Genomic DNA, 20,941 nt, shown 5'->3' with positions numbered 1-20,941 from the left:
GCGGCAGTCCAAGAATAGCACAGAGGGCGTTCCTTGTTCTCCAGCTTCTATTGCGCTATTTAGTTAAAACGCTTGAGCGTGGAATGAGGTGCGATGTCGATCCTGGCAATGATGGTTTTGTCGACTGTCAACGCCCCTTACGGGACGAGCCTTTCGGCTGAACAATTGGCTTCCAAGATCTCCGATCCTGAAAGCGCTATCCACTGCGATCCGGCAGCCTTCTCTTTCTATTCGGAAGTGGAGGAAGGGCTGCAGTACTCGTTCATCAAAGAAATGCACATCGACCCGGTGATTGCCGCCGAAGTCGCACACAAGTTTTCCGTTTTGGCGGGTTACACGCTGCCGCTGGCGCTGGCGGCTTAGTTGGCCGAACCTGCATCGAGCCGATGGGGTAGGCTGTTCGACCAGGCTTGCAGCATCATTCGACAGGCCAATGCAGCAGTCGATCTAATCGACCGTTGGAGTTTCGGGGGCGGCACCGCCCTCATGCTCCAGATTGATCACCGCGAAAGCTTCGACGTCGATATCTTCCTCGATGATCCGCAACTGTTGCCGTTTCTCAATCCCCAGACCCAGGGATATGTCCTCGACATGACGCCCGCCGGGTATCACTCCGATGGATCGCGCGCACTGAAGATCGCCTTCAAGGGAGTGGGTGAAATCGACTTCATCTGCGCTCCGAGCTTGACGGAGAAGCCGACGATAGCGGCCGAGGTCCGTGGGGTGAGCGTCCTGCTGGAAACCCCCGCGGAAATCATCGCGAAGAAGATCCGCTACCGCGGCGCTTCCATGCAGCCACGCGATATGTTCGACATCGCCTGTGTCTTGAAATCCCTCGGCAGAAACTACGTTCTCGACGCGCTTGCTCCGTTCGAGGACGAATGCGCCAAGGCGCTCACGGTCGCTCGCCAGATGAACCCAGTCTTTGCACAAAATATCATGGCAAAGCTGCTCTTGCGTGAGGACTTCTCTGAAGTTCCCGGTGAGGCCCAGGCAGTAACGATCGCGCTCTTGGAAACAGTATGCAAGTCGTCCCATCGCTTGAAAGCCGACAATTAGTTGTCACGCTTCAGCCTTACGCAGCGTCTACGCTCGCATCGCACGTCATCCCATGAACGTCTTAGGTCCCGTCCAGCCCCGCAGTCCGAGAATGGGCGGCACGATCAACGTCTTGAACCAGATGTCCGGTTCGCGCCAGCTGATCAGCCAAAAGGCTTCCTTCAGCTTGCCGACGTCCTGCCACCACGTCATCAATTGCTCTGGCGCACCCATTTGTTTCGGCTGGTAGATGAAAGGCAGGCCGGACCTGTTCAGGGAGACCAGGAGATCGAAGAGCGCTTCATTGTATTCGAGCCCGCCTGACGTGTCGAAGGGCAGGAGGTCAAAGGAGCCGGGCGGCAGGGAAGGATCGTAGATATGGACGGCGCCGTTCAGTATATGCGACACGCACAGCGGCGGCGTCTCGCCTTCTCGGGCAAAATAGCATTGCTGTGGCAGTGGTCGCCCATGCGTCAAAACCGGTCGCCTCCAGCAAGCGCAGCTGAGATGCAGACTCCTGGCACGACACCAGGTGCCTTCAGGAACAGGCGCCCATCACCCCTCCGCGACCGCCTGCCCCCGGTGCAGCCACATCAGCTCCATCTGCACCGCCGCCTGGAAATCCATGATCTCGGCGCGCATCTCTTCTTCCGGGCAGCCGAGCGCCAGAAGCTCAGTGCCGAGCGCCCGGCAGGTCGTGCGCCAAAAGTCGACGGCGGCCGGGCCGTGGCAATTGTCGAGCAGCTCGGCGGAGCGGCGAACGAGGTCGCGGCGGCTGGCGAGCGGGAAAAAGGCGATGGACGGGGTGGCCTTTTCGGTCGGGGCGTCGTTACGCATGCGCTACATCCTCACGTTTACAAAACACGTGTAGAATCAGCGTGGTTAATGTTCCGTTTCGGCGCCGCCCCAACGTCGCGGAAAGGGACGAATGAAGCCCCCGGGCATTCGCGCCCGGAGGCCTCGGCTCCTCGTAGCTGTTATTCGGCCAGCCGATAGGCGATCACATAATCACCGGGCTTGGTGCCCACCGACCCATGCCCGCCGGCCACCATGACGACATATTGCCGGCCGTCCTGCTCATAGGTCATCGGCGTCGCCTGCCCGCCGGCCGGAAGCCGTGCCTTCCACAGCTCCTCGCCGGTGGTGAGGTCATAGGCGCGCAGATAATTGTCGACCGCCGCCCCGAGGAAGACCACACCGCCCTTGGTGATCATCGGCCCGCCGATGCCCGGCACGCCGACCTTGAACGGCAGCGGCAGCGGCGTCATGTCCATCACGGTGCCGTTGCGATGCTGGTAGGCGATCTCGCCGGTGCGAAGGTCGGCACCCGCGACCGTGCCCCACGGCGGGGCCTGGCAGGGAATGCCGAGCGGCGACAGGAACGGGCCCATATAGACGCCGTAGGGCGCGCCGTCATTGCGGTTCAGCCCCTGTTCCGAGCCCTTCTCGTCCTGCTCCTTCAGCGGCACCTGGTCGCGCGGCACCAGCCGCGAGGTGAACGCCAGATAGGTCGGCATGCCGAACATCACCTGCCGCTCCGGATCGACCGCGACCGAGCCCCAGTTGAACGTGCCGAAATTGCCGGGATAGACCAGCGTGCCTTCGAGCGAAGGCGGCGTGTACTGTCCCTCGTATTTCAGCTTGTGGAAGGCGATGCGGCACAGCATCTGGTCGATCAGCGTGACGCCCCACATGTCCTTTTCTTCCATCCGGTCCGGACGGAAGGAAAGCTTGGTAATGGGTTGCGTCGGCGCGGTGAAATCGCCCTCGACAGCACCGCCCGGTGCGGGAATTTCCTCGATCGGCAGGAGCGGCTGGCCGGTGCGCCGGTCAAGCACATAGACATCACCCTGCTTGGTCGGCCCGACCAGCGCCGGCACGGCCGTTCCGTCCTTCGCCGTGATGTCGAGCAGCACCGGCTGGGCCGGCACGTCCATGTCCCACAGATCGTGATGCACGGTCTGGCGCACCCAGCGATCGGCCCCGGTATTGATGTCCAGCGCGACGATCGAGGACGAATATTTCTCCACGCTCTCGCTGCGGCCGATGCCGATCTGGTCGGGCACCTGATTGCCGAGCGGGATATAGACGAACCCCAATTGCTCGTCGACCGAGAACACCGACCAACTGTTCGGCGAATTGGCGGTATAGGTCTCGCCCGGCCCGATCGGCGCCGTCTGCGCCGGATTGCCGCTGTCCCAGTTCCACACCAGCGCGCCGGTATCGACGTCGAAGGCGCGGATCACGCCGGACTGCGACTTGGTCGAGTAGTTGTCGTTGACCGCCCCGCCGATGATGATCTTGTTGCCGGCAATCACCGGCGGCGAGGTCGAATAGTAATAACCGGCCGGATTGTAGGGCATGCCGGCCTCGAGCCGCAGCGTACCCCGGTCGGCAAAGCTCTCGCACACCTGGCCGGTCGCCGCATCGAGCGCGATCAGCCGCGCATCCGAGGTCGGCAGATAGACGCGCGCGGCGCATTCAGCCCCCGCGGTCGCTGCCGGATCGGCATAATAGGTGACGCCGCGGCAGGTCTGGTGCTGCCGGTCGGGATTGAGCCCAGCATTCGGGTCGAATTTCCACTTCTCCTTGCCGGTCGCCGCGTCGATGGCGATCGCCCAATTGTGCGGCGTGCAGAGATAGAGCGTGTCGCCCACTTTCAGCGGCGTTACCTGATAGGTCGTCTCGCCGACATCGTCGGGCAGCTTCACGTCGCCCGTCTGATAGGTCCAGGCAACCTCGAGCCTGTCGACATTCTCGGTGGTGATCTCTGCCAGCGGCGAATAACGCTGTCCGTAGGGCGTGCGGCCGTACTGGTGCCATTCGCCATCCGGCACCTCCCCACCATAGGACGGCGTCTGCGCGACCTTGTCGGTCGGCAGCGAACCGGAGCGATCATAGGGATCGATGGTCATGGCATAGCCGGCGACCACAAGGGCGACGAGAACCGGAAAGGCCACCGGCCAGACGTTCGCCGGCCTGCCCAGATCCTCGGCGCGGCGCGGCCGCCCGAGCGGGCGACGAACGGCCGGCAGCATCAGCCACAAACCGAGCAGCACGATCAGACCGCCGCGCGTGCCGAGCTGCCACCAGTCGAAGCCGACCTCGAAGACCGCCCAGCCGAGGCTGGCGAGGATCAGCAGGCCATGCAGCCACAGCGCCTCTGCCCGGCGGGCGACGATGAGAACGGCGGAAATCATCAGGATGATGCCGGCAGCCAGATAATAGGGGCTGCCCGACAGCGCCACGAGCTGCGCGCCGCCGACGGCAAGTATCAGCCCGAGCGCGCCGAACAGCACGGCGGTGAAGAGATTGAGCATGGTGAAATTCCACTAGGTTCTGAAAATCATGGGTTGCCGTGCCTGGGAGTGACCCGACATGTCGCCAACGACCGCCGGCCCAATCGGTTCCACCCCCCTCGCGAATAAGGTAGGCGCACCTCCACTTTTGACCCTAAAGTAAGGTCCTCGGCACCAAGAGCTATTTCTGAGGATCCGTACTCGCCACTGACGCGGCGGTGTCGCCAAACGACCGACGACCAGTGTAAATTGATTCGGAGGCAGAATTGATCGGATACAATTTCGTGAAAAGCCGCACTTCGCGTCGAGCAGAAAAGCACTTCTCCGTAGCGTGCTCCTCCGGAGGAGCCGTTGCTTCGGAACCTGACGAGGATACAAACGGATGGGACTTTTTCGTAGAGTTCCCCGATATGGCGTTCACCGGGCCGGCAGAAACTAAGCCTCCGCGTCCGCATGCCTTTGTTCAGATCAAGTCAACAGTCTCCAGATCAATGATTGTCAAGGTGAAACTCAGCAACATGCTAACCGCGTGTAGCTCCCCTGATCCTTGGTTTCTAATCCTAGTAGATGCAAACAATGAAATGTACGGCCTTGAGATTTGCGGTGCGCTCATGCATTCAGCGTTGAAGGACATTCGGAAGGCCCGATTAGCTGGAAAAAAGCTGAACCGGACCTTTCAATCCGTAAGGTTCCGGGTGGCAGACAGGATCTGTGAGAATGTTGTCGATTGGATGCAAGCACGCATAGGCAGTTCGATTGAGGCATATCGAACTGCAAAGTCGAGACTTTACTCAGCTACCGGCTATGAGCGTGGCTTTGCGGTCGTCAATTTCAGCATCACTTCCCCGTCAGATGACGAGATTGGGAACGCATTCTTAGGTCTCGGTTCAGGCCTGAATATCGAACACTTTTCCGTGACTGACCAGCGCTTCGGCATTCCCGAGCCACTCGGGCCGCCAATTCCCCGTGGGACTATGTCGATCAAGCCGACCCCCATTAGCACCTGCGAGATCAGGGTAGTGAGCCCGACGAATGAACCGTCCCTAGCCCTGAAGGGCAACGTCTACGGTTTTCATCCGCCGCTCGCCTCGCGGGATTCTTCGCGGTTGCGCTTGTGTGCACCACCCGTCGATATAGTTCTTCACAGAACTGGAGGCGAAGGCACGCTTACACTTAAAGCCAACGAAAGCTACAACTTGGCACACTTCGCTGCATACACGAAAATAATGCGCTGGTTGCGAGCGGGACCGCTAAAGGTTGACGCCAGAACAAACGGCAACCCAACATGGTCCGGAAATTTCGAAGCTAACAGCAATGGCCGCGAGATCGATTGCTTGATCGATATTGTCTCTGCGCTGACAAAGGTCGCTCAACATAGCGCGTTGTCGAACTTTGAATTTAGCCTTGCTGATGTAAATAATGGCCTGCCACTCTTGCATAGCGGCGCTTTGCTTCTAGGCGACCGAGCCCTAAAAATTGAAGTTCCGACAGAGGATTTCAGCCAACAACCAGCAACATCGATTATTTTCCCAGTCGCTCTGACAATTGGGGACTGGGAGGTTGGGGCGATTGTTGAACGAGCAGTCGTAACCGATCAGACAAGCGAGGGTCTTCGGACGTTAGTATGCGGGCCTGCCCAAGTGAGAGAAGCGAAGGTATGCGATAGAGGGGCCGTTTCAATGAGGATAGACCTTGAAAGCGACTATCAACGCATCCTCTCAAATGCCGATAAGTTGGGCAGGCCTCTTGGGATCGAAGGCATGATGACCTGGCTCGAAAAAACCTGACTGCGTCATATTCAATTGTTAGTCCGCGCACGCCACGTCTCGCCTCAAAACCGGCATATACCGGTAGTGACCCGGCCAAATCTCCCCTTATGAGGGAAATGTCGACCCGGCCGAGAGGGGGTAACGCCATGCGAACACTGGAAAACCGGGGAAACACCGCAGAGTTTCCCCAACAAATTCAATGCTTTTGTGCAAAATTCCTCCCCGCCCCCTCGCCCGGCCCTAGACTCATCGCGTTCCGCCCTCGGATACACCACAAGGCGTTGTGGCGAGGCGGGGCCGGCGCCGGGGGAAGAGGAAGGACGCGAGAGCCTTTCCCCGGGGTCCGCGGAAAATGGTCTCCCCTAGCGACGTGGGGGCAAGGTTTTCGGGCTTTGGGCAGCCCAAAACCTTGCCGGCCCTGACAGCGCGCCGGGTGCGCCTGTGTGGCGTGGCATGGTGGTAAGATCGGGTTGTCGAGGGTGTGCGGGCGTCCGCCGGTTCAGAAGAACCGGGCCCGCCTGAAAAATCCCCGGCAAGGGCCGGCGCCGCAGAGAGATCGAAGTCGCGGGGCAAAAACCGCCGAACGGGGCGCCTTTGGGTGTCATTTGTTTTCTATCTTACGCGGCAGCCAGAGGCGCCCCGTCCGCTCGGATCTGGTCCGGGCAGAGCGCATGAGAGCGAACCGGAGGGCATGAGGCCCGGCCGGGGTTTCCGGCTGGGCAAGAAGGACGGCCCCGGGTCGATCCCCCTTGATCCCGCCGTCCCCCCTTGCCATCTTGCGCCGCACCGATTGAAAGGACGACGACCATGACCAAGGCCCTGCTGCTGATCGATATCCAGAACGGCTTCTGCCCGGGCGGCAATCTGCCGGTCGCCGATGGCGACAAGGTCGTGCCGGTCGCCAATGCGTTGATGAACAGCGGACACTATGACCTGATCGTCGCCTCGCAGGACTGGCACCCCGCCAACCACGGCAGCTTCGCCTCGCAGCATCCGGGGAAAAAACCCTTCGACATGGGCGAACTCAACGGCCAGCCGCAGGTGCTGTGGCCGGACCATTGCGTCCAGGGAACGGCAGACGCCGAATTTCATCCCGGCCTCGACCTCTCGGCCATCGCCCATGTCCAGAGAAAGGGCGAGAACCCGGCGGTCGACAGCTATTCGGCCTTTCGCGACAACGACCGGGCAGCCCTCACCGGCCTTGCCGGCTATCTGAAGGACAAGGGCGTCACCGAACTCGACCTCATGGGCCTTGCCACCGACTACTGCGTGAAATTCTCCGCCCTCGACGCGGTCGACATGCTGCCCGGCGTCACCGTCCGCTTCATCGAGGACGGCTCGCGCGGCATCGACCCCGATGGAGTGAGGGCCGCGTTCGAGGAGATGAAATCCGCCGGTGTCGCCATTGTGTCGAGCAGAGACGTCATCGGCGGCTGAACCATCCGTCATGTGGGACCAGGCAACTCGCCCCTCCCCCCGTCTTCCGGCCGATTGATTTCCCCGCCCATCCACGCTACGGGACCGGCGCGCCATAAGGTATTGCGGAGGACCGATATGGAGACCGTCACCACCATCGCCGAACTGCGAGAACGGCTTGCCCCCCATCGCCGGGCCGGCCGGACCATCGGTTTCGTACCCACCATGGGCTACCTGCACGAGGGCCACCTGACGCTGGTCGGCCGGGCAAGGGCGGAAAACGAGGTGACCGTGGTATCGATCTTCGTCAATCCACTGCAATTCGGCGCAAACGAGGATCTGGCGAAATATCCGCGCGACCTGGAGCGCGACAGCGCCCTCTTGGCACAGGCCGGCGTCGACTTCCTCTTCGCCCCCAGCGTTGCCGACATGTATTCAAAGCCGATGGAAACCGTGGTCGACGTGCCGAAACTCGGCTCGGAACTGGAGGGCGCCGCCCGCCCCGGCCATTTCGCCGGCGTCGCCACCGTCGTCACCAAGCTCTTCAATATCGTCCAGCCGCACGCCGCCTATTTCGGCGAGAAGGACTATCAGCAGGTGGCGATCATCCGTCGCATGGTCGAGGATCTTGCCCAGCCTGTGAAGATCACCCCGGTGCCGACCGTGCGCGAAAAGGACGGCCTCGCCTGCTCCTCGCGCAATGTCTACCTCAGCCCCGAGCAGCGCGCCGCGGCCGTGATCGTGCCTTGCGCCCTCGACGAGGCCGTCCGGCTGATCCGCTCCGGCCTCAAGGATGTCGCCGCGATCGAAGCCCAGATCACCCGCTTCATCCGCACCGAGCCGCTGGCCGAGCCCGAGGTCGTGGCGCTGCGCCACCCCGAGACGCTCGCCGCAATCGACACCGTCTCCGGTCCGGTCCTGCTGCTGCTCTTCGTGCGCATCGGCCAGACCCGGCTTCTCGACAACCGGGTGATCGACATCGCATCCGAAAACGGCATGGAGGCCGCCTGACATGAGCACCCCGCCCCGCCAGAAGCGGCTGACACCGGCCGATATCACCGCCCTCAAGGGTGTCCGCCCGGCCGTCTGCCTGACCGCCTACACCACCCCGATGACCCGGCTCTTCGACCCGCATTGCGACCTGCTCCTGGTCGGCGACAGCCTCGGCATGGTGCTCTACGGCATGGAAACGACGGTCGGTGTCACCGTCGAGATGATGATCGCCCATGGCCAGGCGGTCATGCGCGGCGCGTCGCATGCCTGCGTCATCGTCGATTTGCCCTTCGGCTCCTACCAGGAATCGAAGGAACAGGCCTTTCGCACCGCCGCTCGCATCATGAAGGAAACCGGTTGCGACGGCGTCAAGCTGGAGGGCGGCGAGGAAATGGCGGAAACCGTCGCCTTCCTCGTTTCGCGCGGCGTGCCGGTCTTCGGCCATGTCGGGCTGATGCCGCAGCAGGTCAACACCGCCGGCGGCTATCGCTCGAAGGGCCACAGCGACGCGGAAGCCGAGAAGATCCGCCGCGATGCCCGCGCCATCGATCAGGCCGGCGCGTTTGCCATCGTCATCGAGGGGACGGTCGAGCCACTGGCCCGGGAGATCACCGGCACGGTTGCCGCCGCCACCATCGGCATCGGCGCCTCGCCGGCTTGCGACGGCCAGGTTCTGGTCTCGGACGACATGCTCGGCCTGTTCAACGATTTCAAGCCGCGTTTCGTCAAACACTTCGCCGACCTCGCCGGCGTGATCTCCAAGGCCGCGGAAGACTATGCGGGAGAAGTCCGCGCCCGCAGCTTCCCCGGTCCGGAACACACCTTCCAGGTGCGGCCGAAGAAATAGCCCAACTGTGTGCAGGCCCGGCGGCTCAGCTGCCGGGCGTCTGCTCCAGCTGGTAGATCGCATCGTTGATCGCGTCGATCTGGCCGGTGACCACCGCCTGGGCATCGTAAAGGCCGCGATTGTAAAAGTGCGCGCCGATCTCCTTGGCGAAGAACTGCAGCATGGCCTCGGCCTCGAACCGCCCGACATCGAGCTCGAATTCGGTGAGAAAATAGTCCTGCACCTTGGCGACGATCGCCGCCTGGTCTTCGTTGGAAAAATCGAGTTTCGGCAAAGACGCGTTCCTTGTGACATCCCCCTCGTCGGGAACAGTGCGAGACTAGTGCATTTCGAGCCGGAGTGGGAAGCGGTTTTACCATCGGGAGGTGCACGACAGACACGAGAGAGCGGTGCGCCGTTTCGCCCTCGAACGGAAACGCTCGAGCGACATGTCAGGGGAATCAATCGACCCATCAGGCTTATTCGTTTGTTAAGCGAAGGGCTTGGCTTTAAAGGCTCAGATCAAACGAGGTGCGACGACAGATGAAATCCGACTATACCGAGGGCCTGCGCGGCAGCGTGCCGATCCTCGTCTCCACGATCCCCTTTGCCGCCCTGTTCGGCGCCATCGCCGTCAGCAACGGCCAGACGGTCGCCGAGGCGACCCTGATGAGCGCGATCATCTTCGCCGGCGCAAGCCAGCTGGTCGGCATCGAGCTGTTCGGCCATTCCGTGCCGGTCTGGGTGATCGTGCTGTCGATCTTTGCCGTCAACTTCCGCCACATCCTCTATTCGGCGGCGATCACGCCCTTCATCACGCACTTTTCCCCGGCGCAGAAAGCTCTGTCATTCTTCCTGCTGACCGATCCGCAATTTGCCCAGACCCTGACACGCGGGGAGACCGGAAGAAGCGTTTCCTTTGCCTGGTACATGGGTTTTGCCACGACCATCTATGTCGGCTGGGTCGGGGTCAGCGCGATCGGCGCCGGTTTCGGCAAACTAGTCGGCGATCCAAGGGCGCTCGGCTTCGACGTTCTCCTGCCCATCTACTTCATGGGCCTCGTGCTCGGCTTCCGCAAGCGACCGAATTTCCTCGGCGTGGTCATCGTCAGTGCGGCCGTCTCGATCCTGGCGCAAAAGCTGGTCGGTTCCCCCTGGCATGTCAGCATCGGGGCGCTTGCCGGCGTGCTTCTCGCAGCCCTCCTGCCGCCGAAGGCCGTAACGGCCGGTCCCGCCGAAGCGGAGACCAGCGCATGAGCGAGCTTTTCACCCCGCATATGACGCTGCTCATCCTGGCCGGCGCGGTTGCCACCTACCTGACAAGGATCGGCGGCTATCTGCTGATGAGCCGGCTAAAGAACGTGCCGCCGCGCGTCGATGCGGCGCTGAACGCCGTGCCGGCGGCGGTGCTGACCACGCTGGTTGCCCCCGCCTTCTTCTCCGGCGGCATAGACGTGACGGTAGCCATGGCCGTGGCGCTCGCGATCGGCCTTGGCTTTTCCTCCATCCCCATGCTGGTCGGCGGCTGGATCGCCGTGATGGTCATGCGCCACCTGGTCGGCTGAACGGCTCGGTCGCCCGCTCCAGCCAGGCCCGCGCCTTGTCGTCATGCATGAGCGGCATGAGTTCTGTGCGGGTCTTTTCGTGATAGTCGTCGAGCCAGCGCAGTTCCTCGCGGGTCAGAAGCTCGGTGACGACGAGATATTTGTCGATCGGCACATAGGTGAGCGTCTCGAAGCTCATCATCGGCATGTCGCCGCCCTCGACCGGTTCCGCCTCCCGGACATAGACCAGGTTCTCGATGCGGATGCCGAAGGCGCCGGGCCGGTAATAGCCGGGCTCGTTGGAAAGGATCATGCCGGGCAGCAGCTCCTGCGTCGACAGCCGCGAAATGCGCTGCGGCCCCTCGTGCACCGAGAGGAACGAGCCGACGCCGTGGCCCGTGCCATGCGCATAGTCCGCACCGGCCTTCCACAGCGCGATGCGTGCCAGGGGATCGAGGTCGCAGCCGCGCGTCCCCTTGGGAAACCGCGCCGTGCTGATGGCGATCATGCCTTTCAGCACCAGGGTGAAGAAACGCTTCTGCTCGTCCGACGCCGCCCCGATCGCCAGCGTCCGGGTAATGTCGGTCGTCCCGTTGACATATTGCGCGCCGCTGTCGATCAGAAAGAGGTCTCCCGAATGGATCGGTCGGTCGGACGTGGTGGTGGCGCGATAATGGATCACCGCGCCATGCTCGCCGGCGCCGGCGATCGTGTCGAAGGAAATATCCTTGAGCGGGTTCTGCATCCGCTCGCCGACGCGGGCCCGGGCCGCCTCGAGCGCCTTCGCCGCGCCGATCTCGGTGACGCTGCCCGGATGCTGGTCGTCGAGCCAGGCGAGGAATTCGACGACCGCCACCCCGTCCTGCAGATGGGCGGCGGCCGAGCCGTTGAGCTCGACGCTGTTCTTCACCGCCCGGGCGATCTTGGCCGGATCATCCCCCTTGACCACCGCGCCGCCATGGCCCCGGATGAGTTCGACCAGGGCAAACGGCGCAAGCTCGGGGTCGACCAGGACGCGCTTTCCCTCGACCGCGAGCTTTTCCAGATGCGCCACCAGCAGGCGCGGATCGATCTGGCGGCACATCTGCCCGAGATAGGCCTCCGCCTCGATGCCGGTCTTGCGCTTGTCGAGAAACAGTTCGGCGGTCCCGTCGGCCTTGATGATGGCGCGCGCCAGCGGATGCGGCATATGCGGCACGTCGCTGCCGCGAATGTTGAAGATCCAGGCGACCGACGACGGATCGGTAATCAGCGCGGCGTCGATGCCCTTGTCGGCAAGGTCGGCGGCGATCCGGGCGATCTTGTCCTTGGCCAGCACGCCGGAATAGGCGATCGACTGGATGGAGACCTGCCCGAGCGGCTCGGCCGGACGATCCATCCAGATCGCGTCGAGCGGATTGGCGGCCAGAACGACGAGGGCGCCGTTCTGCCCGGCAAGCGCCTTCTCCAGCCGCTCCACCTCCTGGCTGGTGTGCAGCCACGGATCGATGCCGAGGCGAAAGCCCTTCGGCGCATGCGCGGCGATCCACTTGTGCGGCGGCTCGCCCACCAGATCGCCGGCGGTGAAGACGGCGGGATCGACCTGTTCGGCCAGTTGCGTCACATAGCGACCATCGACGAAGACGATCGCCTTGTCAGTAGTGACCAGCGCCTGCCCGGCCGATCCGGTAAAGCCGGTGAGCCAGGAGAGACGCTCGGCCGAAGCCGGCACATATTCGCCCTGATACTCATCGGCCCGCGTCACCAGGAAACCGTCGATGCCGAGCGCCTCGAACCGGGTCCTCAGGGCCTCGACCCTTTCACGACCGAATTGCGGGGTGGATGTCACATCGAACGACTGAAACATGGTCTGCGCCTTTATCACCGGAATCTGGAGAGCACCTTATAGCAAGGCCTGCCCGTCCCGCACCATCGCAAAGCCTCGGCCGACACTCCCCGCCGGGCCTTATGCGGCAATGCACCATAATGGCGGCATCCCGCATAAATTTTGGTCACAAGATTGCCAGAAGGAAGGCATTTGCTTCACACCCATGCGCAAGGCGCATGACACCCATGTAGCATCCCCCCTGCCTCAAAGCGTTTGCAGCGCCTATATCTGCATCATCGAACAAACGAAATCACAACCGGCAAGGACCACGACAATGGCAAACTCCATTCTTCGCAATGCCTATCAGCGCTTTGTCGCAGCGCGCGAACTTCAGGCCAGCCGCTATGTCAACGGCGCCCTGATGAACCTCGACGACGAGACCCTGCATTCCATGGGCACCAGCCGCGAAGAACTGCGCCGCAAGGGCACCCGCGCCACCGCATTCTGATCCGGCGCAAGCCATGAGGCAGCCCTCGCGGCGGCCCCAGACCTCACCTGCTCGTAGCTCTCCTCCCAAAGCTCGCAGGCTCCGATCAGGCGACTGATCCGAAAAAGGCGGCATCCCAGATGCCGCCTTTTTCGTTTCCCGTTATTGAGGATATCGCCATGCGTCTAACGCAATGGTGCGATGCAAAATATCAAGCCGTCAAACCAGACCACGACCGTGCCGCAGATGGATGGTCACCCAGCCATTGCGCCAGATCGTCCGGACATGGGCAAGGCCCGCGCCGTTGTAGGCGGCGATCACCTTCCACCGCTGACTGGCGAGGATACCCGACAGGATGACCGAGCCGCCGGGCGCCAGATGGGCGACGAGCTGCGGCGCCATCTTCATCAGCGGTCGGGCGAGAATATTGGCGATGATCAGGTCGAACGGGCCGTACTCGCCGAACGCCGTCGAATGGAAGCCGGGCGCGACGCGGAACTCGATACCCTCGACGATCCCGTTGCCGCGGGCGTTTCCCTCGGCGACGGCAACCGCGATCGGGTCGATATCGGTTGCCAATACCGGCACGCGCTTCAGCTTGCGCACCGCGATCGCCAGGACACCGCTGCCGGTGCCGAGATCCAGTGCATTGCGCACCGTCCGCGACCGCACCACCTCGCCGATCACCTCCAGGCAGCCGGCCGTCGTGCCGTGATGGCCGGTGCCGAAGGCCTGCCCCGCTTCGATCTCGATCGCCAGGTCGTTGACCCTGACCTTGTCGCGGTCATGCGAGCCGTGGACGATGAAGCGCCCTGCCCGGACCGGCTTCAAACCCTCCAGCGACTTGGCGATCCAGTCGATGTCCGGCAGGACCTCGCGCTGGATCTCCAGATTGGCGAAATCGGCAGAAAACAGGTCTTCGAGCCGGGCCCGGATCGCATCTTCCTCATCGGCCAGCATGTAGACCGACGCTTCCCAGACGTCGTTCTTCTCGTCCACCTCGGTGGTGGCGATTGCCAGATCCTCTTCGCCGAAGCAGACGGTCATGAGATCGAGGATCTCGCCCGCCAATGCTTCGGTCGTGGTAACGTAGAGGCGGATTTCACTCACGGTCGGTCATCCTGTCGCAAAGGGAGAGAGCGGCACGGCATTGACGAGCCGCCCGGCGCTGGCGCCTGCGGTACAACGCGGCGCCGCCGATGGCAACAGGCGAGCGTTCGGCAAGCGCGGCGCGTCAGCCCTTGGCGAGGTTTTCGAGCTTCTTGATCGCCACGTCGGGGTTCTCCCCATAGGAAATCGTGCCGACGAAACGGCCGTCCTTGTCGAGGAGGAACACCGAGGCCGTGTGGTCCATGGTGTAGTCGCCGTTCGGGTCCTTCTCGTCGAGCGGGATCTTCTTGGCATAGACACGGAAGCCCTTGATGACCTCGCCCACCTTCTCCGGATCGCCGGCAATGCCGATCACCCGGTCGGTGACGTTGGAAATATAGGCGCCGAGCATGTCCGGCGTGTCGCGCTCCGGATCGACGGTGACGAAATAGGCCTGCAGCTTTGTCTTGTCCGGATCGACCGTGGTCAGCCAGCCATTCAGCTCGAACAGGGTTGTCGGGCAGACTTCCGGGCAATGGGTGAAGCCGAAAAACAGCGCCGTCGGCTTGCCGCGGAAGGCCTGCTCGGTGATCGGCTTACCGTTCTGGTCGACGAGCTGGAACGGTACGCCGAACGGCGCCTCGGCGATCTTGTCCTTGGTGTCCGTCACCGCCAAAGTCAGCCAGCCGAGAACGCCGGCAAGCAGGATGACGCCGGCCCAAAGGATAATGCGCAAAGTCTTCATCGATGGTCTGGTCCCTGTCGCACACGTGGCAGATATGCACCCGGCGATAGAGGCTCAGGAGGCAAAGTGCAAATCAACTCGTTGTTTCTTCGCTCCGGCGCGCCGATTTGCCTCAGGGCCGAGCGCCTTCGATCGGCTCAAAGGCAGGACGACAAACCATTCTCGGCATAGGTCAGCACGATGTCCGCGCCGAATCGCATCCAGCCGGCAAAGGCGAGAACACAGACGATCCCACCGGCCAGAATAACGGCTGAGGTCAGCAGGTGGTTCGTGTTCTTCGGGGCGACATGGTCCATTTCTCCTACATAATATGTGCTCACCCCCGGTGGAAGGAAAAAGATTCGCACCTGCGCGCAAGAAACCTGATGAATCTTAGGAATAGTTCTGCCAGCTTGGATCCATTCGGGATTCTGGCCGAACGTCTTGGGAGGGACGAATGGAAGAGCAGGTCATTCAGGCGGCGCCGCAGCCGAAAATGCGGATCAATCGACTTGAGGTGCGAGATGTGATGGCAGCGCTCGCGCAGGGCATGGCGGACTTCCGCCGCTACCCGCTGTTCGGTCTGTTCTTCGGCGGCATCTATGCCCTCGGCGGCCTCTTCATCGTCGTGATCCTCAGCCTCTATCATCAGCCGTGGATGATCATCCCGGTCGCCATCGGCTTCCCGCTGATCGGCCCCTTCGTCGCGGTCGGTCTCTACGAGATCAGCCGCCGCCACGAACGCGGCGAGCCCATCACCTGGCGCGGGGTGCTGACCGAGGTCTTTCGGCAGCGGGAGCGACAACTCTCCTGGATGGCATTCGCCGTGCTGTTCGTCTTCTGGATCTGGATCTACCAGGTCCGGCTGCTGCTTGCCCTGTTCCTCGGCTTCAAGATCCCCGCCTCGCTCGCCGCCTTCGCCACGGTGGTGACCACGACGCCCGAAGGCATGCTGTTCCTGCTGGTCGGAACACTCGTCGGCGGCGTCATCGCCACGGTCCTCTTTTCGCTCACGGTCATCTCCATGCCGCTGCTGCTCGACCATGACATTGACTTCGTCACGGCCATGCTTTTGAGCATCCGCACGGTTGTCGAGAACCCCGGCCCGATGCTCGCCTTCGGCCTGATCGTCGGGACCGGCGCTTTCCTCTCGCTTCTGCCGCTGTTCGCCGGCCTGTTCATCGCCTTGCCGGTCCTCGGCCACGCGACCTGGCACCTTTATCGCCGGGCCATTTCCATCGGTTGAGCGATCGAGGTTGACGACAAGGCGCATCACCCGGCCTTGGCGGGCAATGCAGCCTGGAGGAATACATTATCCATTGCTTAACGGCTCTTTGGCATCATTCGATCGCGAGATGACCGGACCGGTCATACGGACATCACGTCCGCCGGAATGCGTTAACCATTTCCTTGGGCTCAGCATGCACAATGCGGTCGACGCGGGACGTCGACAAGGTCGCGGGAAGATTAAACCGACATGCCGCCACCCGGTTCGAGTGAGGGTGCGGCAGCCGCAAACTGGGAAGTAATTTGAAGATGAGCAACGCAATCAAGCAATCCGGCGCCTACCTCGAGATCGTCTCGTTCCATCTCGGCGACCAGGAATTCTGCATCGACATCATGGCGATCCGCGAAATCCGCGGCTGGGCGCCGGTGACGCCGATGCCCCACACCCCGCCTTACGTGCTTGGCCTGATCAACCTGCGCGGCGCGGTGATCCCGGTCATCGACATGGCCTGCCGCCTCGGCATGAAGATGACCGAGCCGTCGGAGCGCGCCGCCATCATCGTCACCGACATCGCCGGCAAGCTGGTCGGCCTTTTGGTCGAACAGGTCTCCGACATGATGACCATCAGGGGCGAAGACCTGCAACCGGCGCCGGAAATCATCCCGGAAGCCCAGCGCGCCTTCTGCCGCGGCATTGTCGCGCTCGAGAAGTCGATGGTCTGCTTCCTCAACCTCGACACCGTGATCGCCGACGAACTCGCCCAGGCGGCCTGATCGTCCGAACTCTCCGGATCTTCCCCAGTATGACCCCGCCGTCTGCGGGGTCATCGGCGTTTTGGTGTTCGCCCACGGCCTGCATGCGGCAGCAGCCGCCCGCCGCCCGTTTCCCACCTGCCGATGCACCATGCAGAAACGAGTTGCGCTCCGGGCCCAGGAAAGCACGGAGCGCAACCTTATTGAGTATTCGAGGCTGCAAACCCTCGACTGGCAAGACAGGCACAAAAGGCGAACGTTTTGGGGTGATACGCTCGTTTTCTGATGCCCTCATAAAGCTTGCCAAACTTTAGCCTGTAGCGAAAGTGACGTGACGCGGAAAAATGAACATTTTTCCGCCGCCGAGCTGACCAATTTTGGGCGCAATATCAGCCCGCCGGCCACAGACGATTAACCGGCCACTGCTCTCCGGCGTCGTCTCAAGGCTTGCCGTTGGCCCAGGTGACCGGCTGATCGAACAGCGGCACGGTGGAAATGGCCATCTTGGCGGAGCCGTCGACGACCTGGCGCGAGTGGATGAGGTAGATCAGCGTATCATTCGCCTTGTCGTAGATCCGGTTGACGACCAGCTGTTTCCAGATCAGCGACATGCCCTCGCGGAACACTTCTTCGCCCTCCTTCGACAGATCGATGTCGCCGATCTCGATCGGTCCGGTCTGCCGGCAGGCGATCGAATTGTTGGACGGATCCTCGAACCAGTTGCCCTTCGACAGACGGTCGATGATCGAACGGTCGAAATAGGTGACGTGGCAGGTAACGCCCTTGATCTTCGGATCGGTCACCGCCTCGACGACGATGTCGTTGCCGACCCAGTCGACGCCGACCTTTCCCACGGTTTCGGCAAAGGCCGGGGCAGCGAGGGCCGCAAGAGCGAGCGAAGTGGACAGGAAGGCGGATCGGAAAGACATGGCAAATCTCCAGGAGTGACGGCGATCAGGAGTGACTGCGATCTAGATAAGGGCGACCGACCACCTTACAAGGCCGGCACGGGCTTTCGCATGCGGCGCACCGAGCAGGCCTCGTAGCCGCCGCGAAACAGCCGGCCGGGAGCAATGCCGATCGCGCCGGGAAGTTCCGCCAGATGCGCGACCCCCGCCTCGCGCACCATGGCTAGAGAGGCAAGCGCGCAGACCCGTGCATCATCGGCGGCATTGTGATGGTTGAATCTCAGGCCAAGATGGGCAGCCAGGCTGTTCAGCCGGTGCGATCCGAGTTGCGGCCACATGCGCTGGGCCAGCTTGACGCTGCACAGATAGGACAGTTCCGGATAGGGCTGGCGATAGGCGTCGAGTGCAGAGCGCCAGACGGAGAAGTCGAATGCGGCATTATGGGCGACCATCATGGCGCCCGAGAAATCCTCGGCAAACTCGTCCATCACCTCGGGAAACTCGCCCGCATCCTCGACCTGCTCCGGCCTGATGCCGTGGATTGCGATGTTGAACGGCGAAAACCGCATGGACTTCGGCCGGATCAGACGTTCCTCGACCCGTACCACTTCGCCGTCCTCGATCCACGCAAGGCCGACCGAACAGGCGCTGCCACGCTCTTCGCTCGCTGTTTCGAAATCGATGGCGATGGTTTTCAAGGGATAAGGACTCTTCGGATTCGGTGGCGCTGTCCGGTCATAGGGCTTCCACCCTGGCGAAGCAAATACGACATATCCCCGCAGCATGGCGCGGCGAGCGCGATTCGGCACCCGGATTCGCCTGCATCTCTCGCCTTTTTCGTCCCTCCCCCTATACATTTCGGCGTTTGCCGGATAGGAACGCGCCAAACATACCCGCAATCGGCGGGCGCGGCGCATTGGCCCGCTCAACACATCCAGTTCGAAAGACCTTTTCCATGACAGAATTCAACGGCATCGTGGCGCCGATCGCAGAGGCATTGTCCAAGCGCGGTTATGCGACGCTGACCCCGGTGCAGCAGGCCATGCTCGACCCGGACCTCGAGGGCGCCGACGCGCTGGTGTCGGCCCAGACCGGCTCGGGCAAGACGGTTGCCTTCGGCCTTGCCATCGCGCCGACGCTGCTGGCCGGCGAAGACCGCTTCGGTCGTGCCGGCGCACCGCTGGCGCTTGCCATCGCGCCCACCCGGGAACTCGCCATGCAGGTCATGCGCGAGCTGGAATGGCTCTATGAGAAGACCGGTGCGGTGATCGCCTCCTGCGTCGGCGGCATGGACATACGCAACGAGCGCCGGGCGCTGGAGCGTGGCGCCCACATCGTCGTCGGCACACCGGGCCGCCTGCGCGACCACATCACCCGCCGCGCGCTCGACCTCTCCGCCCTGCGCGCCGTCGTGCTGGACGAGGCCGACGAAATGCTCGACCTCGGTTTCCGCGAGGATCTCGAATTCATCCTCGAGGCGGCGCCGGATGATCGCCGCACCCTGATGTTCTCGGCCACCGTGCCGCGCTCGATCGCCGATCTGGCCAAGAGCTACCAGCGCAATGCCAAGCGCATCGAAACCGTTTCCGAGCGCAAGCAGCATGTCGACATCGAATACCGCGCGCTGACGGTCGCCAATCCCGATCGCGAGAACGCGATCATCAACGTGCTGCGCTTCTACGAGGCGCGCAATGCCATCGTGTTCTGCTCGACCCGCGCCGCCGTCAACCATCTGACGGCGCGGCTGCACAATCGCGGTTTCTCGGTCGTGGCGCTGTCGGGCGAGCTTTCGCAGAACGAGCGCACCCATGCCCTTCAGGCCATGCGCGACGGCAGGGCCCGTGTGTGCATCGCCACCGACGTCGCCGCCCGCGGCATCGACCTGCCCGGCCTCGAACTGGTCATCCATGCCGACCTGCCGACCAATTCGGATACCCTGCTGCACCGTTCGGGCCGTACCGGTCGTGCCGGCAACAAGGGTGTCTCGGCGCTGATCGTGCCGATGAGCGCCAGGCGCAAGGCCGAGCGTCTGCTCGCCGGCGCCAATGTTCAGCCGACCTGGGTCCTTCCGCCTTCGGCCGACGAAGTGCTGGCGCGCGACGACGAGCGACTGCTCGCCGATCCCGCGCTTTCGGAAAAGATCAACGAGGACGAGGCTCCATTCATCGCCACCCTGCTGGCGACCCACGGCGCCGAACAGGTGGCCGCCGCCTTCCTGCGCCTTCAGCGTGGCAACCGCTCGGCCCCGGAAGACCTGATCCCGGTCAGTCTGGAGGCCGCCAAGAAGCGCCGCGAGCCCGACTACGCCAATCCATCCAGCTCCGCCACCCAACCGCGCTCCGATTTCGGCGCCAGCACATGGTTCTCGCTTTCCGTCGGCCGCAGACAGAATGCCGAGCCGCGCTGGCTGATCCCCATGCTCTGCCGCAACGGCAACATCACCAAGGCGGCGATCGGCGCGATCAAGATGCAGCCGGAAGAGACCTTCGTCGAAATCGCCGACAGCGGCGTCGAGGGTTTTGTCGCGGCGATCGGCCCGAACAAGACGCTGGAGCGCGGCATCATCGTCAAGCGCCTGGAGGGCACGCCCAACTTCAACGCCCCGCCCAAGGAGCGTCCGGCCCGCGATGCCAAACCCTTTGCCGAGACGAAGCCATTCGGCGACAAGAAACCTTACGCGGACAAGAAGCCGCAGGGCGAAAAGAAGGCCTGGGCCGACAAGCGCGAACCGGCATCGAGCCGCCAGTTCCCGGACGAGATGGCCAAGGCCGATGCCGAGGTCTGGGGCGATGCCCCGGCCAAGCCCGCCCGCGACGACTGGAGCGGCGACAAACCCGCCTTCAAGAAGAAGCCGAAGGGCGCCTCGAACGCCTACGACAAAGCGGCCAAGCCCGACTGGGCCGGCAAGCCCGCTTATGCAGCCAAGGGCGATAAGCCCGCCTATGCGGCAAAGGGCGACAAGCCGGCCTATGCCGGCAAGCCGAAGGGCAAGTTCGACGATCGCGGCCCCGCAGCGGGACCGAAGAAGAAGAGCTTCAAGCCGAAGGGCTGATCCCGCTCG

The 20,941-nt window shown here is 62.8% G+C and carries 22 protein-coding genes; 12 read left to right on the top strand and 10 right to left on the bottom strand.

What is annotated here, in order from left to right; translation table 11 throughout:
- The first annotated feature begins 93 nt into the window (after positions 1–93).
- Together DYZ14_RS15770 and DYZ14_RS15765 are read left to right on the top strand one after the other, a co-directional pair.
- The gene (locus DYZ14_RS15770) at positions 94–363 is read left to right on the top strand and encodes a hypothetical protein (protein WP_154721565.1); all 270 of its coding nucleotides are present in this window, start codon (positions 94–96) and stop codon (positions 361–363) included.
- Positions 364–1,059, top strand: a complete 696-nt coding sequence (locus DYZ14_RS15765; protein WP_195949975.1) for a nucleotidyl transferase AbiEii/AbiGii toxin family protein — start codon at positions 364–366, stop codon at positions 1,057–1,059.
- A 45-nt stretch (positions 1,060–1,104) separates the two neighbouring features.
- On the opposite strand, the gene DYZ14_RS15760 is transcribed toward DYZ14_RS15765, so the two are convergent.
- The 3 genes from DYZ14_RS15760 to DYZ14_RS15750 all read right to left on the bottom strand — a co-directional run bounded on the left by DYZ14_RS15760 (position 1,105) and on the right by DYZ14_RS15750 (position 4,358).
- Positions 1,105–1,446: a hypothetical protein gene (locus tag DYZ14_RS15760; RefSeq protein ID WP_154721564.1), complete on the bottom strand. Its 342-nt coding sequence runs from the start codon at positions 1,444–1,446 to the stop codon at positions 1,105–1,107.
- 147 nt (positions 1,447–1,593) lie between these two features.
- Positions 1,594–1,875: a DUF6074 family protein gene (locus DYZ14_RS15755; protein WP_154721563.1), complete on the bottom strand. Its 282-nt coding sequence runs from the start codon at positions 1,873–1,875 to the stop codon at positions 1,594–1,596.
- A gap of 140 nt (positions 1,876–2,015) precedes the next feature.
- Complete coding sequence (locus tag DYZ14_RS15750) at positions 2,016–4,358, bottom strand: glucose/quinate/shikimate family membrane-bound PQQ-dependent dehydrogenase (protein WP_154721562.1); 2,343 nt, start codon at positions 4,356–4,358, stop codon at positions 2,016–2,018.
- Positions 4,359–4,621: 263 nt separating this feature from the next.
- Between DYZ14_RS15750 and DYZ14_RS15745 the strand changes: the two genes are divergently transcribed.
- From DYZ14_RS15745 to panB, 4 genes are all read left to right on the top strand, one after another.
- Positions 4,622–6,124 (top strand): hypothetical protein, encoded by a 1,503-nt coding sequence (locus tag DYZ14_RS15745; RefSeq protein WP_154721561.1) that lies wholly within the window; start codon positions 4,622–4,624, stop codon positions 6,122–6,124.
- A gap of 789 nt (positions 6,125–6,913) precedes the next feature.
- Complete coding sequence (pncA, locus tag DYZ14_RS15740) at positions 6,914–7,543, top strand: bifunctional nicotinamidase/pyrazinamidase (RefSeq protein WP_154721560.1); 630 nt, start codon at positions 6,914–6,916, stop codon at positions 7,541–7,543.
- A gap of 117 nt (positions 7,544–7,660) precedes the next feature.
- Entirely contained in the window at positions 7,661–8,533 is an 873-nt protein-coding gene (gene panC / locus DYZ14_RS15735; RefSeq protein WP_154721559.1) for a pantoate--beta-alanine ligase, read from the top strand.
- Position 8,534: 1 nt separating this feature from the next.
- The gene (panB, locus tag DYZ14_RS15730) at positions 8,535–9,362 is read left to right on the top strand and encodes a 3-methyl-2-oxobutanoate hydroxymethyltransferase (protein WP_154721558.1); all 828 of its coding nucleotides are present in this window, start codon (positions 8,535–8,537) and stop codon (positions 9,360–9,362) included.
- Positions 9,363–9,387: 25 nt separating this feature from the next.
- Here panB and DYZ14_RS15725 read toward each other — a convergent pair whose 3' ends face one another.
- Positions 9,388–9,636 (bottom strand): DUF2164 domain-containing protein, encoded by a 249-nt coding sequence (locus DYZ14_RS15725; protein ID WP_154721557.1) that lies wholly within the window; start codon positions 9,634–9,636, stop codon positions 9,388–9,390.
- Between the two features lie 248 nt (positions 9,637–9,884).
- On the opposite strand from DYZ14_RS15725, the gene DYZ14_RS15720 reads away from it, so the two are divergent.
- The gene (locus DYZ14_RS15720; RefSeq protein WP_154721556.1) at positions 9,885–10,598 is read left to right on the top strand and encodes an AzlC family ABC transporter permease; all 714 of its coding nucleotides are present in this window, start codon (positions 9,885–9,887) and stop codon (positions 10,596–10,598) included.
- Complete coding sequence (locus DYZ14_RS15715; RefSeq protein WP_154721555.1) at positions 10,595–10,906, top strand: AzlD family protein; 312 nt, start codon at positions 10,595–10,597, stop codon at positions 10,904–10,906. The genes DYZ14_RS15720 and DYZ14_RS15715 overlap by 4 nt, the downstream gene beginning before the upstream one ends.
- Here DYZ14_RS15715 and DYZ14_RS15710 read toward each other — a convergent pair.
- A complete protein-coding gene (locus tag DYZ14_RS15710) occupies positions 10,884–12,731 on the bottom strand; it encodes an aminopeptidase P family protein (RefSeq protein WP_154721554.1) in 1,848 nt (615 codons plus the stop codon). The genes DYZ14_RS15715 and DYZ14_RS15710 overlap by 23 nt on opposite strands.
- Positions 12,732–13,026: 295 nt before the next feature.
- Here DYZ14_RS15710 and DYZ14_RS24130 point away from each other — a divergent pair, with 295 nt between their 5' ends.
- The gene (locus tag DYZ14_RS24130; RefSeq protein ID WP_195949973.1) at positions 13,027–13,200 is read left to right on the top strand and encodes a hypothetical protein; all 174 of its coding nucleotides are present in this window, start codon (positions 13,027–13,029) and stop codon (positions 13,198–13,200) included.
- Positions 13,201–13,398: 198 nt separating this feature from the next.
- Here the strand turns inward: DYZ14_RS24130 and DYZ14_RS15705 are convergent, their stop codons facing one another.
- The 3 genes from DYZ14_RS15705 to DYZ14_RS15695 form a co-directional block, all read right to left on the bottom strand.
- Positions 13,399–14,289: a 50S ribosomal protein L11 methyltransferase gene (locus DYZ14_RS15705; protein ID WP_154721553.1), complete on the bottom strand. Its 891-nt coding sequence runs from the start codon at positions 14,287–14,289 to the stop codon at positions 13,399–13,401.
- Positions 14,290–14,413: 124 nt separating this feature from the next.
- Positions 14,414–15,013 (bottom strand): SCO family protein, encoded by a 600-nt coding sequence (locus DYZ14_RS15700; RefSeq protein WP_115669152.1) that lies wholly within the window; start codon positions 15,011–15,013, stop codon positions 14,414–14,416.
- Between the two features lie 137 nt (positions 15,014–15,150).
- Positions 15,151–15,309, bottom strand: coding sequence for a hypothetical protein (locus tag DYZ14_RS15695; protein ID WP_154721552.1), 159 nt, complete (start codon positions 15,307–15,309; stop codon positions 15,151–15,153).
- 140 nt (positions 15,310–15,449) lie between these two features.
- Between DYZ14_RS15695 and DYZ14_RS15690 the strand changes: the two genes are divergently transcribed.
- Both DYZ14_RS15690 and DYZ14_RS15685 read left to right on the top strand, forming a co-directional pair.
- Positions 15,450–16,238 (top strand): DUF2189 domain-containing protein, encoded by a 789-nt coding sequence (locus DYZ14_RS15690; RefSeq protein ID WP_154721551.1) that lies wholly within the window; start codon positions 15,450–15,452, stop codon positions 16,236–16,238.
- A 290-nt stretch (positions 16,239–16,528) separates the two neighbouring features.
- Positions 16,529–16,993, top strand: coding sequence for a chemotaxis protein CheW (locus DYZ14_RS15685; RefSeq protein WP_115669150.1), 465 nt, complete (start codon positions 16,529–16,531; stop codon positions 16,991–16,993).
- A 419-nt stretch (positions 16,994–17,412) separates the two neighbouring features.
- Here the strand turns inward: DYZ14_RS15685 and DYZ14_RS15680 are convergent, their stop codons facing one another.
- Entirely contained in the window at positions 17,413–17,901 is a 489-nt protein-coding gene (locus tag DYZ14_RS15680; protein WP_154721550.1) for a CreA family protein, read from the bottom strand.
- Between the two features lie 65 nt (positions 17,902–17,966).
- The gene (locus DYZ14_RS15675; RefSeq protein WP_154721549.1) at positions 17,967–18,578 is read right to left on the bottom strand and encodes a 3'-5' exonuclease; all 612 of its coding nucleotides are present in this window, start codon (positions 18,576–18,578) and stop codon (positions 17,967–17,969) included.
- A gap of 257 nt (positions 18,579–18,835) precedes the next feature.
- Here DYZ14_RS15675 and DYZ14_RS15670 point away from each other — a divergent pair, with 257 nt between their 5' ends.
- The gene (locus DYZ14_RS15670) at positions 18,836–20,932 is read left to right on the top strand and encodes a DEAD/DEAH box helicase (RefSeq protein ID WP_154721548.1); all 2,097 of its coding nucleotides are present in this window, start codon (positions 18,836–18,838) and stop codon (positions 20,930–20,932) included.
- Positions 20,933–20,941 lie beyond the last annotated feature (9 nt).

The sequence above is a fragment of the Ciceribacter sp. T2.26MG-112.2 genome, assembly GCF_900492205.1.
Taxonomy (GTDB): Bacteria; Pseudomonadota; Alphaproteobacteria; order Rhizobiales; family Rhizobiaceae; genus Allorhizobium; species Allorhizobium naphthalenivorans_A.
The sequence above is the reverse complement of the archived record's forward strand: the minus strand, read 5'-3'. Positions and strand labels throughout refer to the sequence as shown.